Here is a 14,635-nt window from a genome sequence, read left to right as displayed (position 1 = left end):
GAAGTCTACCTCGCTGGGCAAATGGTCGATGCAGTTAGAAATTATCCCGGCCCGCTCGCCGTTTGTCACCGCCTGCCTGCGCAATTCGTGGCTGCTGCTCACGCCCCTGACGCTTACCGGCTGGGGCATCGACGGCATTATCCTTGCAATTTTAGGCCTTTCGGTTTTAGCCATCGGCCAAACGCCCTTTGACCTCTTGGCCGGCTGCCTAGTGGAAAAGCGGCCTCAGCAAGATTCCACCGCGATGCGCGGCGAGAGGTAGTACACCACGGCAGCAATAGTAATGAGCGCAAATACCCACGAATATGGGAAGGCCACGGCAATGACAGTTACCGCGATCATTACACCGGCCGCCTGTATTCGGTAGCGCCACGGGTTCTCGCCTTCCCTGGCGGCGTTGCCAGCAGAAAGGAAAAACCCAAAAGTTATAACCGCATAGAATATGAAGTCGGATGTATCGCTGCTTACCGCTTCTTTTAAGCCGCTCTCAGCAATCTGTCCCGCCGGGTATGCGACCATGGCTGCCCACGTAGTCTCAAAAAAGCGCAAGGTGTAGGGGTGAGACTTCCACGTAATACGTTTTCCGAGAAACTCCATGAAATTACTTTAAAATCCTCTTCTGCCTCACGCACTTCTCAGCACTCCTTCCACTGGCGTTCCACGCGGCCTGCTGCGTAAGCGGGAATCCCCCAGTCCTCAATCCCCTGTTTATTCCACATGCCGCGCACTTGGCCGTCGATAACGATGGCGCGGCGGAAAATGCCCTGGTTCCCGGGAACGAGAGCATGGTGCATATCCGCTGACATGGCAAAAAGCCGATCTTGGTAGCCCAGGATATACTCATCAAAGGCGCCTAAAAGCAGCACCGATTTCTTCTTTTTCACCTCTGGTAGATCTAGGACCTCTGCAGAGACCAGCTCCTCGCCTTCCCTTCCTATCCGGATAAGGTCATCAGGCAACTTCTCGGCTGCGGGACGAATAAGTCTTTGGGGCAGCTTGCACCACCACGCAAAGTCCTGCACAGTCGCCGGCCCATGGGTGCGAAAATAGCGCGTCATCAATTCCGTCGTGGCGGCCACCGAGTCGCCATTAAAAAGGGCCTCCATGCCGTCTAGCTCGACCGGAGTAATGAGCTGTTCTTCGCCCGCATAACACGCATGCCCGCTTTCCATGCTAATACGTACTACGTGCCAGAAAGGCAACTCGGGCAAGGCTTGGGCGGCGCGTGATTTCAATTCTGCGCGCGTTAATGGGGCATCGATAAGCTGCAGCACGGCTTCCCGTACCGCGGCATCTCCCTTGCGAGGCTTTGCGCACAGTTCAGTTATCCAGCCCATATCCTTGACGGAGGCGGCGAACAACGTATTGCGCATCGCATAGCCGCGCACGATCTCGGAGTTATCCGATTCATTCGGTGCACGCAGTGCCAAGGACCGGCGCACCGAATGCAGGTCCTGGCCCTGCATGACGCCAAAGGCGCGCACTGCCTCTGCGGCGGTGTGCCAGCGCAGGGCCGTAAGCCCCTGGGCGGCCAAGCGCATGCGGGCGCGCTCACGCCGGTTAAGCATCATCATCGAACTAGTGGGCCGCGGCGTCCCAATCCGTGCCGGCACCAGCAGAGACCTCGAGTGGCACATTCAGCTCGATGGCAGAATCCATCTCGCGCTCAAGAATCTCGCGGACTTGATCGGCCTCACCGGGGGCGACCTCCACCACCAATTCATCGTGCACCTGGAGCAATACACGGGATTTCATATCGCGCAACGCGCGGTCCACGCGAATCATCGCGACCTTAATGATATCTGCGGCCGTTCCCTGGATTGGGGCATTGAGCGCAGCGCGTTCCGCGTTTTCGCGGGCCAGCCGGTTATCGGAGTTGAGCTCTGGCAGGTAGCGGCGGCGACCAAAGAGCGTGGCCGTATAACCATCCTTGCGGGCTTGCTCCACGACATCATCCAGGTATTTCTTCACGCCGCCAAAGCGCTCGAAGTAGCTTTCCATAATGGACTTGGCTTCGCCCGCCGGGATTCCCAGCTGCTGCGAAAGTCCAAATGCGGACAGACCGTAGACCAAGCCATAAGACATGGCCTTTACCCGGCGGCGCAGCTCAGGGGTCACCTGGTCAACGGGCACATCGAAGACCCTAGAACCAACGAAATTGTGCAAGTCCTCGCCGGCCTTGTAGGCCTCAATCAACCCGGGATCGGCAGAGAGGTGCGCCATAACGCGCATTTCAATCTGCGAGTAGTCCGCGGTCATTAGCTGCTCAAAGCCCTCTCCCACGATAAACGCCGAGCGAATTTGGCGACCGGCCTCCGTGCGCACCGGGATGTTTTGCAGGTTGGGCTCCGTCGAGGACAAACGCCCCGTCGAAGTCACCGTCTGGTTAAAAGTGGTGTGGATGCGGCCATCCGGCTGAACGGTCTTGATGAGGCCCTCGAGCGTGGTCTTCATCTTTTGGTACTCGCGGTGGGCCAAAAGGTGATCCAAGAACGGGTGCGGGTGCTTGATGGCCAGCTGCTCGATTTCCTTCGCGGCCGTGGAGTAGCCCGTCTTCGTCTTTTTCGTCTTGGGCATATCGAAGGTCTCAAAAAGTACGTTCTGCAGCTGCTTGGGCGAATTCAAGTTGAGCTTGTCATCGCCAGCAAGCTCGCGCGCGGAGCGTTCTTGTTCCGCGACCTGCTCCACAAAGGCATCCTTTTGGGTTTCCAAAATGTCTACATCGACCGCGATACCCGTAGCCTCCATGCGCGCCAGGATGGTCACCAGCGGCAGTTCCAGGTCGGTGTACAACTCGAAAGAGTCGATGTCCTGCAGTTCCGTAGTAAGTTTTTCCGCCAGCTCCATGATCGCTGCTGCCTGATCTACCAGAGAGGAGTTATCCAGCAGCGACATCTGATCCGAGGCGGCGCCGAGGGACTTTTGAAGGTGGCGCTGGTAGACATCGGAAAGCTCGTAGGTGCGCTGGCCTGGGCGCAGGATATACGCCGCCAAGGCCGTATCGTGTGCAAGCCCGTTAAGCTCGATGCCGCGCCCTGCCAACATGTGGAACGCGGCCTTCGCGGCGTGGAAATACTTGGGGGCCGGCGATTCTAGCCATTGGACCAAGGCCTTTTCCTCATCGGCGGATAGGTCCCCGAGTTCCACCTGCAGGCCGTGGTGCTCACGGTCCACCAAAGCGATGGCAGAGGCATCACCCTGACCCGGGGTGCCCGCGCCCTGCACATACACGGCTACGTGCTCGCGACCAGGTAACCATTCGCTCAGCGAGGCGTCATCGATGGTGAGCTCGACATCTGGGGCATCCGCGGATTGCTCAGCAGCCTCTGCGCCATCGTTGGGAATGGCCGCTAAGACACGATCGCGCAGGTTGGTGCCGAACTCCAGCTCATCGAACTTCGCGGCAACATCGGCAACCTTGGCTTCTCTGAATGCCAGATCGTCTGGGCCGACGTCTAAGTCCATATCTGTAATCATCTGGGTGAGCTTCCGGTTCATCTGCACCTGCTCGATGCGTTCGCGGAAGTTATTTCCCACCACGCCATTGATTTCCTCGGCGTGCTCTACCAGCGAAGCCAAGTCTCCATACTTGACTATCCACTTGGTGGCGGTCTTTTCTCCCACCTTGGGAATGCCGGGAAGGTTATCGGAAGGATCGCCGCGCAAGGCAGCAAAGTCGGGATACTGTGCGGGGGTCAGCCCGTATTTATCCTCGACGGCTTCCGGCGTAAACCGGTGCAGCGTGGATACGCCCTTCATGGGATAGAGCACCGTGGTCGAATCCGTAACCAACTGCAGGTAATCGCGGTCACCGGTGACAATCAGCGTCTCGTAGCCCTGCGCTTGGGTTGCCAGGGTGGCCAAAATATCGTCGGCCTCGTAATTTTCACGCGAGAGCGTCGTAATGCCCAAGGTCTCCAAGGTATCGCGAATGATGTCTACTTGGCCCTTAAATTCTTCCGGCGCGGCCTCTCGCTGCGCCTTATATTCCGGGAACATCTCCGTACGGAAAGTCTTCCGGCCGACGTCAAAGGCCACCGCGATAGCATCCGGCCTTTCCTCAGAGACGATATTGGACAGCATGGATAAAAAGCCATACACGGCGTTGGTGTGCTGGCCGCCGGAGGTAGAAAAGTTTTCCACCGGCAGGGCATAAAAGGCACGAAATGCCATCGAATGGCCGTCAATGAGCAAAAGGCGGGTCTTATTGGAAGTCACCTGCCCCATATTAGGCAACACAATGGACACGGCGATACCCCGCCCAACCCCACCGTCTTGAGCAGGCCTTTTCACCGGAAAGGGACCCCAATTAGGAATTGCGCCAACCCCTGCGCTAGTATTTCCAACAGTCAAAGGCGCTCGCTTTTGATTGCCCCTGTAGCCCAATTGGCAGAGGCAACGGATTCAAAACCCGTCCAGTGTGAGTTCGAGTCTCACCAGGGGCACTTTTCGTAACAACCCTCTGACCGGGAACCTCCTGGTAGAGGGTTGTTTTTTCTTGTTACGAAACAGCAGTCATTGCGATCATAACGATCATTGCGATCAGAAAATGTTGTCAGATGTTGTCACGGAATCAGGCCCACAAATCAGACATTTTCGCAGACACAGACCCTAAATCATCGTCAAAGAGGTCAGCATAAGTATTTAGTGTCATAGCCGCGTCCTCGTGCCCCAACTGACGGCTCACCACCAAAACGGTTGCCCCCGCACTAATCAGTAGAGACGCCGCGGTGTGCCGGAGTCCATGTGGGGTGATGTGTGGGAACGACGGGTCTTCGGCCTGTAGACGCGCCACAGCCTCCGTGAACCATGATCCTGAGCTCGGAAGACGCATGGGAGTAGTCGGGTCTCCAGGGCTGTGGAAAAGATACTCCCCTGGTCCCACAGCTGCTACACGTGCCCTAAGATCGTCGGCCACCACATCAGAAAACGCCACAGCACGGGTTTTGCGTGTTTTTGGTGGACCGACGACGATTTTCCCACCCACGGTAGTGGCAGAACGCCGGACAACCAGCCTGCGAGTATTAAAACTGACGTCCTCAGGGGTAAGGCCAGCCAGCTCACCGAAACGCAGCCCTGTGGTGGCTAATACTCGAACCGCATCCCCGTGCCGAGAACACTCGTCAGCGAGCCGTTTAACCTGGGAAACGGTCAAATACACTTTTCGGGGAGGGTTTTTCTTGGGCAGCACAATCCCCTGGCAGGGTGATTTGGGGATATACCCTTCTTGAACGGCGTACTCCAGGATCGCGGAAAATAGTCCATAAATAATCCGTACAGTTTTTCCGGATAACCCGTCCTCCGCATACAGGGAATTCACCCACTCCTGCACACCTGACCTGCTGATTTTCCCCACAGCCGAGTTCCCCCACCGCGGGGTGATCCGGTGTCGGATGTACGTGCCGTTGCTACGAGCAGAAGACTCAGCCCAAGATAAGGACTTGGCCTCGTGCCACGCAGCAATGATGGTAGACATAGGAGTCCTGCCCCTCTGCGGGTCCACCCACGAGCCTTCCACCTGGTCAACAAGCATTTTCGCGGCCCACACTTGTGCGGATCGTGCGCTAGAAAAACCCCGCTTTGTACGCTGTTTCTGACTCTCCGGATCACGCCACAACACGCGGTACCGGAGTCCATTTTTGGTTTTGTATTCGCTGATAGAAGCCAATTGTCGCCCTTAGAACGGTTCGTCAAAATGGTCAGCGTCGGGGTCCAAGCCACGCAAAACATTGGAGAGTTTCACCGCGGCGGTAGTGATTTTTGAGGCGTAGGCATCGGCCAGACGAATATCTACCCCCTGTTCGGGGGTACGTTTCCTCTTAGCATACCCGCTGACCTGCTCTTCTGTAATAAAGCCAAAAGACACAAGGTGTGATACCGGGTCCGACTCGGTCACCTCTGCAAGCTCAATGACCTCTCCCGCAGTGAACCCTGAGCGGAGTCGATTAATGAGCTGTGCCCTGGATATGTGCAGGTCAGAAGCTATATCTTCTTGGGTAACAGCTCGATAGGGGTAACAGAATTGTCTGATGTGTAACAGCGTGACCTCGCGGCTTCCGTTTACCAGACGGCGTGAGTTTCCGACGTGTTTTTCCATGAGTTATTTGTGATACTCCTCACATATGGCGATACTTTATTTGTGTAAAAATCAACCCTTACCGGGCGACACATTAATTGAGTGTACACATACTGAAAAATAAAGGTCAACATTTTGTGATTCTGGTATTGCACTACGACAAATATTTGGTACTATGGAGTCATACCGATCAGGAAGGAAACATTCCAGAATCGGTACACCACACATCCACCACTGCTCAGAAAGGAAAAGGAAAATGAGCAACACCACCTACTACGGATCTCTTGAAGAAATCGCAGGGTCCACCCGCGAGGGCCTCGGAGAATGGGCAGACGAATACGACGTGGACGCAATCGTCGCAGAGGCCTACGAATGGGAGTGCGTCACAGACGACCGCGACGGAGATCGCTGGATTGTGAAAGAGGGCTTCCGCATGAAAGACAAGTACGCCGACGAGGACACCGGCTTCGACGCTTACTGGGCCATGGTCGAGGAGCACCACATCGACACCCAGGACGAGGACGAAGAAGACTCCGACCCGCAGGACGATCCCGCCCCGCAGCTCCAGAACCCGTTCCTGGATATGCTCCAAGCCGAGGTCCTGCCGGGACAAAAGCAAAGGAAAAACAATGGCAGTATCACAGCTAATGCAGCAAAAATACCCAGATTCAGTTTTGCTCACCACAGCCCAGATCTCCGCCGCCACCGGAATCTCCACCACCACCATCCGCCGCGCAGTACGAGAAGGAAAACTCCCGGCCTTCGAAGCTGGGAAAATCATCCTCGTAGAACCGCACGCAGTAGACGAGTGGATCACACCCTTGGGGGACGCAGCATGACGATCGAGTCAGACGCCAGGGCGTGGAGGGCCAGGGCCCAGAAAGTCGGCCTCCGCCCCGTGCAGCTCCACTATGACTACCACAACTGCATCACAGGCCTAACGCTAAATCCGGGCCTCGTCCTGCAGGTACACGTCAAAGTGTATCCGCGGATCAAAATGGGAAAACCCGGCTGGAAGAACCAGCTAGAGAAGGTTTTCAAGGAACAACTAGGTCTCAGGCCCATCAGCTGGCCGCAGTCTCCAAAATCAAAATTGGTCGGGGCCGTGCCTACCACCGTCAGCATGGTTGACGAGCTTGGAGAACTAGAGGCACGAGGCGACGCCGCCGCCTTCCAGCCCCTGGTCGATAGCTTCGGCACCCCCATCTTCTAAATCACACCACACCACATAGGAAGGATCATAATGTCTACACCTATAAAATTCACTCGGTTGAGTGATATTCCAGACCCGAACGCCACACCAATCCCACAATTCGACACAATTGACGACGTTTTCAAGGCCGTCACGCCGTTTATGCGCCACCAGATGCATGAGTGTCTGCAAGACGCACTGACTCACGCCCGCGAGTTTCGTCAAAAATCCGTCACCCAATCGAACACATTGACAAGACTGTTCGAACGTGAGGAGGCCGCAATCAAGGCCCTGGGGCGAGCTCTGTACCCGTACGTGCAGGACGACGAAGACGCAGGCAGGCCTATGTACCCGATCGCTGAGTATCACGAAGCTCAGGCCAAGAAGGGCGGTGCCCACCGTGGCTAAGGTAATCGTAAAGGACGTTCCAGCAGGTAACTACGTAAAAATCCACAACTCTGTGGCCCAGGATGGATTCTTGACCCCCGGTGAAAAAGCAGTTTTCCTGTACTTAACCAGCCTCCCCTCTGGGGCTAGTGCTAGTCACGACGATATTGCTAATGCGCTGCAGGTCAGCCGCAATACTGTTCGCAGCTACGCTAATGCCATGAGAGAAAAGGGGGTCATTCGGTACGCGCATTCTGGTGGGAAATCCGGTCATGCGTACATCTCCGTATACACGGTGGAGGCTGATCCTGATAAGTGGATGCGTGCAGATTCTGAACGTGCAGATTCTGAACGTGCAGATTTTGTACGCACAGATTCTGACCGTAACTACGATCAAAATTTGCACGCACCTACGGTCAAAAATTGCGCGCAAATGGGGTCAAATTCTGTGCATGTATATAAAGACTATAAGACTAAGTTAAAGACTAATAAAGACCAGTCTTCTTCTTCGTCTTCTGAAAATTCTGGAACTTCGGAATCCTCTCGACCTGACACCACCTCCGACGAGAATTTTCACACCGCATGGGACTCCCTATCGGATTATCCCCGCATTGACAAGCTCTCTACCTGCAAAGAGATTTATTCTCAGCTGGTCAGCGAGGGTAACGACCCAGAGAAAATCGCGAAAGGCGTGGCTGCAGTGGCCGAGAACTTCGAGGGTGATGAGAAATTCCGGCCTGGCTTGGAACGTGTTTTGAAAACAGGTCAGTGGGAGAAAGAGCTGGTCAAGGCTAAGAAAAAGGAGGCTAAGGATCAGGAAATGGTTGATCTTATGGCCGGTATCGAGCGGGCGATTCGTCGTCAGGCAGGAAAGGAAGACTAATGTCGAAATTTAAGAAGAGCAAGGAAGAGTCTGAGCTGCTAGTGGCCCTTATTGCGCAGGTTATTGAGACCCAGTGGGGCAGGCAAATTCTTCCCGAGGGCGATGGTCCTGCGGAGAAGCTGCAGCGCGAGGCTTTGGTGGAGGCTGTGTGGCGTGATACGAACCCGGTGTGGGCATGGCAGGAGGCTTTGAAGGCCCTGGTGGTGGAGGGTACTGGGTCTGGTAAGCCGCCGCGTTTTGGGGACGTTCGTGAGCGTGTGAAGAGCTTTTTGAGTGATCCGAAGTACCGGCGTCGTCAGGAATTGCTCCAGTGGCACCGGGATCGTAAGTCGGAGCAACTCGGCTACAGAGTCTAAAATCAACCCCTAGCGTCCCGCCTGACGGAGTTTCAGGACTCTTGTGGACACGGGTACCAGAGAAGGGGGTTAAATCAATCAGAATGGAGAATAAACCATGCTATCAGCGTCTCAGCTGCGTATGGCACGTAAACATATCGTGGAGGGAAAAGGTTTCTACGCCATGGCCCTCCAACCGGGAAAATGCACCGCCCCCTGGGATTTTGAACACACAGCCGGGGATAAATACCGGACCGCAGAGTGGCACTTGCAGTTGGATTCAGGCCAGTGGATGACGGGGTTCTTGGTTTTCGAAAACGACGAGGACCTGCAGAAACGCTTGTGGATCATCCAGAAAAAGTGTCTACTTCGCCCCGTGCGACTCTACATCGACGACACATGGGAAGAGGAGTACGAGCCGACAATCCCAGCGTTCCTGGGTTGCAATGCGACACGCGGTCTGATCAGCCCAAAGCGCGGTTTCTATGACCACCACTGGCCTGACGGCGGAGCCCCAACGTGGCAGCAAATGGTTCAGCCACTGAGCCTAGCAATCCCGGTCGATAAGAGTAGAACAGATTTTCTAACACTGGCTTATCGACACCGAGCCACCATCACTGCCGTGGACGTTTGGGAGGACGGGGAATGGAGACCCGTGTGGTCCTCACTCCCCCACCGCGCCGGGTTCGATCTAGCGCCACCGAATGAATATTATGCACAGGGGTATGCGGAGAAGAACGACGGTTTTTGGGACGATCCATACGACTGCGGGGATCGTGAGATGTTCGGACTGATCGGAGACCAGATTTTGTCACAGTGACGCTATAATCACCACCAGTAACACCACTAAATTTTTTCACCACCCCCATTTTTAAGGAGATTCACACCATGTCCAATCGTCTATCAGCAGCATTCACCGGATTCCTAATCAAAGATCCGGAGCTGATCACGACCAAAAAAGAGAATGACGATCGTCCGCTCGCCAAAGTAACTCTTTTCTACACGGAAAACTCCCCGGTCAGGGACCAGAACGGAAACACCACAGCCTGGGAAGAAACGGCGTCGGTCGCAGTAACAGCCTTTGCTCGCGGTAACTGGGCGAACAATATCGTCAACGCCTTGCGAAAAGGTGACCTCGTGACAGTGTCCGGATCGTGGCACTTTGACCAATGGACTGACGAAAAAACACCGGAGCAGTACAGGGTCCCACGCACGTCTATCACCGTTAATGCCGACGACGTCAGCGTTAGTCTCAAGAACCCTGCGGTCAGCGTCGTGAACGCGTCTATGGTCAAGGCCTCCAAAGAACAAGGGAAGCCACTGCCCGCGGTTGAGACTCGCCCGAAGACGGAGGCCACCACGACCTCAAAGTCGGAGTCTCTGTACACCACTACTACCAGTGATCCGAAGACCACCGCCACCAGCATCGATCCGTCCACACCACCGGAGGGGATCGAACCGCATGATAATGATCCGTGGGATCAGGCCCAGAAGGAGAAGAATTCTGATAACGGGAAGGACGAACCAGAAAAGAATCCTTGGGCTTAATTGAATTGTTGGAGTCGTAGCCGGGTCACACCACACAACCGTTTTGGCTACGGCTCCATCATATGACACCAGCATTAAAAATGCAACATTGAATTGGAGAATTAAAATGGAAGACTTCTACGACGCATGGGACACCCCCACCGAAGACTTTTTTGACACCTACTCCGATTCCCTATACACCACCACTACCCTAAAAAAATCCGGACCAGAAACCAGCAGCACCACCACAGCCGAAACGCGACTCCTCGGAGCAGCACTCACCTCGCCTGATTGTCTCGACACACTCGTCGAAGAACTCGAACCGTGGATGTTATCTCCTGGGTTGCACCGCCATATCTACGCCACCGTACAAAAACTACACGCCGATGGTGTAACGCCCAGCCCCGAAATCGTAGAAGACCAAGTAATCAGGCTCTACGGCGACGTCCACGCACACCTACCCGCCCACCTACGGGATTACGCGTCGCAGGCCACTGACCTCGGAACGTTACAGTCTTTGTGTGACATCGTAGCCAACGAGGGGAAACGCCGACGCTACGCAAAAACCTTCGAACAAGCACGCGAAGACCTACTAGACCCCACTCGCGAAGTGGACGACACACTCGCCACCCTCCTCTCCGACGTCGAAGAAACAGAAGCTGACCAGCAGAAAACTGGCTACAACGCCTCGCAGGCCATGGACGCGTGGGAAGCGTCATATGAGGACGATACACGTGGCCTTAAGTTCCACATCCCCCCACTGGACGAACTGTTTTTTGGTGGCCTCAAACCAGGTAATCTTGTTGTCATAGGTGCCGCGCCGGGTGCCGGTAAGACGACGCTCGCCATGGACTTTATGCGACGCAATGCCGCTAGGTCCGTGCCTGGGTGCTTCTTCTCGTATGAAATGGATGTAACGGAACTAACGGAAAAGCTGATTTCCGCGACCGGCAATATCCCATACGCAAAACTGCGAAAAAAGCAGCTTAGCCTGCAGGAACGAGAGGGGGCAAAGAGCGTAGCCCAGAAGTTGTCCCAACAACCGTTCTGGGTCTTTGACGAAACGCTGACACTGGAGCAGGTCATGGCCGTTTCCCGTATCTACCAGCGCAAAGAGAAAATCAAGTACATCGTCGTAGATTATGCAGGCCTTGTGCCAGTAACCAACGGGTCGCGGCTCACTGAGCTGGAGGCTCTAAGTCGTGTGACGCGTGAGCTCAAGAAACTCGCCAAAAGCCTGGGAATCGTTGTGATTCTTCTCTCACAGATGAACCGTGACACTAACAAGTCCGGAACCCCATCGATTTTCGGTTTCCGCGGGTCAGCCTCCCTAGAGCAAGATGCCAATGCCGCGTTGTTGTGCTGGCGATCTCGTGATCCGGAAGACTCCGACACTAGCTTGCATATCAAAGTTGGAAAAAACCGCGGTGGTGTCGAGGGCGAAGTGGCAGTGGACGCACAGCTTGGATACTCCCGTTTCGGCGTTGGTGGATTTCCTGGTCAAAACATCGACGAGTCCATGGTCGACGCGTGGGCTGAGGGTCGAGACCTGTGGCTCGGGGCTGCTGACGATGAGGCTAAAGAGGCCGCTCGCCAGAAGATCCTCGACCGCTTTGGCCCTCAGCAGTTGCAGTGGCTAGAGGGTGGAGAGAAGCTGGAGGCTATGGAGGATATGGGGGCTGATCTTGATGAGCAGTAGCCATATCCGCCCAGGTAAACCCTATATTTACACCAGCCCCGTGCCCAGTATTCTCGAAGACCAGCACACCGGATGGCTGTACCGCTACTACGACGCCACGGGAGATCTGCTGTACATAGGGTCACGATACAGGGCGACGGAGGCCGCGATAGGTGGCACCATCACTGGGCGGCTCGAAAAACGCAGGAACCGTAGGCGGTTGATGTGACCACGGTCATGATCGTCCCAACATTTGGGGAGAAGCCGTCAGTTCTTGAAAAATCCGCAATCATGGCAGAAAACCCATTGTGCAATAAAAATGTGCCGGTTGAGGCCAAGTCATACCGGTACGAGCACCGTGATAGGTACAAGAATTTAGGCTTGCGTTCCTTCCTGATCAGCGCATACACGTATGGTCTCGACTGGCTACCTGGCTGGCTCGGATCAGTACCGGAGTCCCATTATTATGACGATCCGTGGATAACAGACCCTGACGCTAATAGGAGGTGGAACCCTTTTGCCGTTAGGGCGGGCGGAAGGTTTGTGAACGAGTTTAGTCCGACAAATCTACATGTCAGCGCTCATGCAGCCACGTGAGGTCGAGGTACGTCAAGGTATCTGCGCCCTGGCAATGTAGAGCTCGCTTGCGCATAGAAGTAACCCGCTAGGTCACACCGGCCTAGGGGGTTAGTAAAGAAAACTGGAGAGTTATGCTGCAATGTCATCAATACTGCTGCAAGACCCAGTATATCACACTGATAGGCGGCCACAATAAGAACTTTAGTTGTTTTCACGATCGGGATGTGGGATCATAACATCCGACCCTCTCAACAACCAAAAACTAGGAGCAAAATGTTCGACCTTTTCGCCAAAACCCGCACCGACGCAGTAGACGATTTGCTCACAGTATCCAAGCGTTTCACAGAGGTGGCAGTGCGTTATATCCGTGATCTACTAGCACTAGAAGGCCACGACGTACCCGATTCCGTGCGAATATGGCAGCTGGAGATCATCATTGAGCAGGCTGTACTCACCACCGGAAGACACACGGATGGCCACAGCCAGGTCGTGTACCTCGCCATGGACGATGGTGATGAGATCGGCTGCATGGTGAGTGTGGCTTCGGACGAGAAGTATGACAGCTATGGGCACCAGATCTACCTTGACGAGGACAGGATCCTGGCCCATATCAAAGCTGGTGACCTCGCAGTCAGCGGGTTACACCTATTGCAGTGATATACTGCACCTATGAGTAATGAACGTGAAACCCAACTAAGCAAGCACACGAAAACTCCAGCCCAGCTACGCCACTCCCACTACTGAAGAAAGAAAGTCGCACGCGAGCGGCGCAGAATTACTGTAACTCCGAGCTTGGTGGCATGGAGAATTACAGGCGAACAACCTATTATAATGCTACTTGCTGGGAGCAATGCTGAAGCCCGTTAGCTCTAGACCCGTAATTGGCATTCTATTTTGCCTATCACAGAACAATAACAAACGGATTTACTGTGGTGCCTTAAACGATTATCCGCAGGTCAAACCGTTTTTACACGATAAAAAACTAAAAATGGGGTGGTGTATTCCTATATAGTTTGTCGACCTCGCAGGTGGATTAGCTGGGGTTTACCCTGTTGGCTGTTTCGTTTTTGGTGTTTAAGCTGCTACGCCTTCCTACGGCAGGATGGGGTTGAAATGCCCCGGATTTTGCTCCTAGACATTTGCCTTAAATTCTATTATTCCCTGTAGCAGGTTCTGCTTCCACAATTCGGTTTCCACCTCGGCCGAGGTTCGATATTCCAAGCTCTGACGGAGCCTAGTCTAGTTCCACCAGAGAGTGTCTGATCGTTTGTGTGCGGGTTCCTAACCTGCATGAGGAGATGGACCAGGATGACTACTGTGGCGAGACGAGATCCGGCTGATAAGGCCAAGATTGATGCGATTGAAAAGAAGCTGCTTGCTAACCCTGACATCGCGAAACTGATTGATGACCTCGGTACGTCCACCACGGAAGCTATTGACCTAGTTCGAGGCATGCTGCAGGCGTCGATTACCAGGGGACTTAACGCTGAAATGGATGCCCACCTAGGCTATGAGCCTGGCGACAGGAGTGCTAAAGCTGCTGCTAGAACAGACAATCGCCTTAACGGATCGTATCCAAAGAACGCGGATTTTGACTACGGGCCAGCCATCGTCGATGTCCCTAGAGATCGGTTCGGAACATTCTTACCGACCATGGTTCCTAAAGGTTCTAGGCGTTTGACTGACGTTGATGACATGATCGTCAGCTTGTATGCCGGCGGGATGACAATTGTGGACATCCAGCACCATATGGCAACTGCGATGCGGGTTGATAATTCCCATGAGACGATTTCCGCAGTCACCGATGCCGTCCTCGATGAGGTCGCGGTTTGACAAAACCGCCAGTTAGACGAGTTCTACCCGGTCATTTTTCTCGATGCGTTGCGCATTAAAGTCCGCGACTGACGCGGGCTTGTTTTAGGGACCGGTAAGGCGGTACCAGGTACCGGGGTGGCGGTAGCCGCCCGGTAGCCGGTTT

The 14,635-nt window shown here is 54.6% G+C and carries 14 protein-coding genes, 1 tRNA gene and 1 pseudogene; 11 read left to right on the top strand and 5 right to left on the bottom strand.

Annotation, left to right across the window (positions count from 1 at the left end):
- Positions 1 to 28 precede the first annotated feature (28 nt).
- On the top strand, positions 29 to 262 hold the full coding sequence (locus QP970_RS09780; protein WP_284869899.1) for a hypothetical protein: 234 nt from the start codon (positions 29 to 31) through the stop codon (positions 260 to 262).
- On the opposite strand, the gene QP970_RS09775 is transcribed toward QP970_RS09780, so the two are convergent.
- Genes QP970_RS09775 through polA form a run of 3 tightly spaced genes read right to left on the bottom strand, consistent with a single transcriptional unit; the run spans position 226 to position 4,227 of the window.
- The gene (locus QP970_RS09775) at positions 226 to 597 is read right to left on the bottom strand and encodes a hypothetical protein (protein WP_239275783.1); all 372 of its coding nucleotides are present in this window, start codon (positions 595 to 597) and stop codon (positions 226 to 228) included. The two genes, QP970_RS09780 and QP970_RS09775, sit on opposite strands and share 37 nt — an antisense overlap.
- 38 nt (positions 598 to 635) lie before the next feature.
- Positions 636 to 1,574 (bottom strand): DNA glycosylase AlkZ-like family protein, encoded by a 939-nt coding sequence (locus QP970_RS09770; protein WP_284869898.1) that lies wholly within the window; start codon positions 1,572 to 1,574, stop codon positions 636 to 638.
- Between the two features lie 4 nt (positions 1,575 to 1,578).
- A complete protein-coding gene (gene polA, locus QP970_RS09765; protein WP_239269881.1) occupies positions 1,579 to 4,227 on the bottom strand; it encodes a DNA polymerase I in 2,649 nt (882 codons plus the stop codon).
- Between the two features lie 144 nt (positions 4,228 to 4,371).
- Between polA and QP970_RS09760 the strand changes: the two genes are divergently transcribed.
- Positions 4,372 to 4,445: transfer RNA gene (locus QP970_RS09760), tRNA-Leu, on the top strand.
- Between the two features lie 128 nt (positions 4,446 to 4,573).
- Here QP970_RS09760 and QP970_RS11720 read toward each other — a convergent pair.
- Both QP970_RS11720 and QP970_RS09755 read right to left on the bottom strand, forming a co-directional pair.
- On the bottom strand, positions 4,574 to 5,476 hold the full coding sequence (locus tag QP970_RS11720; protein ID WP_350309412.1) for a tyrosine-type recombinase/integrase: 903 nt from the start codon (positions 5,474 to 5,476) through the stop codon (positions 4,574 to 4,576).
- 201 nt (positions 5,477 to 5,677) lie between these two features.
- The gene (locus QP970_RS09755) at positions 5,678 to 6,097 is read right to left on the bottom strand and encodes a hypothetical protein (protein ID WP_284869897.1); all 420 of its coding nucleotides are present in this window, start codon (positions 6,095 to 6,097) and stop codon (positions 5,678 to 5,680) included.
- Positions 6,098 to 6,332: 235 nt separating this feature from the next.
- Between QP970_RS09755 and QP970_RS11780 the strand changes: the two genes are divergently transcribed.
- The 9 genes and pseudogenes from QP970_RS11780 to QP970_RS09710 all read left to right on the top strand — a co-directional run.
- The gene (locus tag QP970_RS11780; RefSeq protein ID WP_284869896.1) at positions 6,333 to 7,289 is read left to right on the top strand and encodes a hypothetical protein; all 957 of its coding nucleotides are present in this window, start codon (positions 6,333 to 6,335) and stop codon (positions 7,287 to 7,289) included.
- Between the two features lie 57 nt (positions 7,290 to 7,346).
- Entirely contained in the window at positions 7,347 to 7,676 is a 330-nt protein-coding gene (locus tag QP970_RS09745; RefSeq protein WP_284869895.1) for a hypothetical protein, read from the top strand.
- Entirely contained in the window at positions 7,669 to 8,538 is an 870-nt protein-coding gene (locus QP970_RS09740; protein WP_284869894.1) for a helix-turn-helix domain-containing protein, read from the top strand. Before QP970_RS09745 ends, QP970_RS09740 begins: the two co-directional genes overlap by 8 nt.
- A complete protein-coding gene (locus tag QP970_RS09735) occupies positions 8,538 to 8,894 on the top strand; it encodes a hypothetical protein (RefSeq protein ID WP_239208576.1) in 357 nt (118 codons plus the stop codon). Before QP970_RS09740 ends, QP970_RS09735 begins: the two co-directional genes overlap by 1 nt.
- 121 nt (positions 8,895 to 9,015) lie before the next feature.
- Entirely contained in the window at positions 9,016 to 9,693 is a 678-nt protein-coding gene (locus QP970_RS09730; RefSeq protein ID WP_284869893.1) for a hypothetical protein, read from the top strand.
- Positions 9,694 to 9,761: 68 nt separating this feature from the next.
- Positions 9,762 to 10,421 (top strand): single-stranded DNA-binding protein, encoded by a 660-nt coding sequence (locus QP970_RS09725; protein WP_284869892.1) that lies wholly within the window; start codon positions 9,762 to 9,764, stop codon positions 10,419 to 10,421.
- Positions 10,422 to 10,527: 106 nt separating this feature from the next.
- Positions 10,528 to 12,099, top strand: a complete 1,572-nt coding sequence (locus tag QP970_RS09720; protein ID WP_284869891.1) for a replicative DNA helicase — start codon at positions 10,528 to 10,530, stop codon at positions 12,097 to 12,099.
- Positions 12,100 to 13,011: 912 nt separating this feature from the next.
- Entirely contained in the window at positions 13,012 to 13,314 is a 303-nt protein-coding gene (locus QP970_RS09715) for a hypothetical protein (protein WP_284869890.1), read from the top strand.
- Between the two features lie 651 nt (positions 13,315 to 13,965).
- Positions 13,966 to 14,559 (top strand): annotated as a pseudogene (locus QP970_RS09710) (transposase); the annotation flags it as partial.
- Between the last annotated feature and the right edge of the window lie 76 nt (positions 14,560 to 14,635).

Source organism: Corynebacterium sp. MSK073 (assembly GCF_030232085.1).
Classification (GTDB): Bacteria; Actinomycetota; Actinomycetes; order Mycobacteriales; family Mycobacteriaceae; genus Corynebacterium.
Note: the sequence above shows the minus strand (reverse complement) of the source record. Positions and strands in the feature narration are given on the sequence as shown.

Bases quoted from the DNA above. Each gene is read 5' to 3' on its own strand.
- QP970_RS09780 (WP_284869899.1), top strand. From the start codon at position 29: ATGCAGTTAGAAATTATCCCGGCCCGCTCGCCGTTTGTCACCGCCTGC.
- QP970_RS09775 (WP_239275783.1), bottom strand. From the start codon at position 597: ATGGAGTTTCTCGGAAAACGTATTACGTGGAAGTCTCACCCCTACACC.
- QP970_RS09770 (WP_284869898.1), bottom strand. From the start codon at position 1,574: ATGATGATGCTTAACCGGCGTGAGCGCGCCCGCATGCGCTTGGCCGCC.
- polA (WP_239269881.1), bottom strand. From the start codon at position 4,227: ATGGGGCAGGTGACTTCCAATAAGACCCGCCTTTTGCTCATTGACGGC.
- QP970_RS11720 (WP_350309412.1), bottom strand. From the start codon at position 5,476: ATGTCTACCATCATTGCTGCGTGGCACGAGGCCAAGTCCTTATCTTGG.
- QP970_RS09755 (WP_284869897.1), bottom strand. From the start codon at position 6,097: ATGGAAAAACACGTCGGAAACTCACGCCGTCTGGTAAACGGAAGCCGC.
- QP970_RS11780 (WP_284869896.1), top strand. From the start codon at position 6,333: ATGAGCAACACCACCTACTACGGATCTCTTGAAGAAATCGCAGGGTCC.
- QP970_RS09735 (WP_239208576.1), top strand. From the start codon at position 8,538: ATGTCGAAATTTAAGAAGAGCAAGGAAGAGTCTGAGCTGCTAGTGGCC.
- QP970_RS09730 (WP_284869893.1), top strand. From the start codon at position 9,016: ATGGCACGTAAACATATCGTGGAGGGAAAAGGTTTCTACGCCATGGCC.
- QP970_RS09725 (WP_284869892.1), top strand. From the start codon at position 9,762: ATGTCCAATCGTCTATCAGCAGCATTCACCGGATTCCTAATCAAAGAT.
- QP970_RS09720 (WP_284869891.1), top strand. From the start codon at position 10,528: ATGGAAGACTTCTACGACGCATGGGACACCCCCACCGAAGACTTTTTT.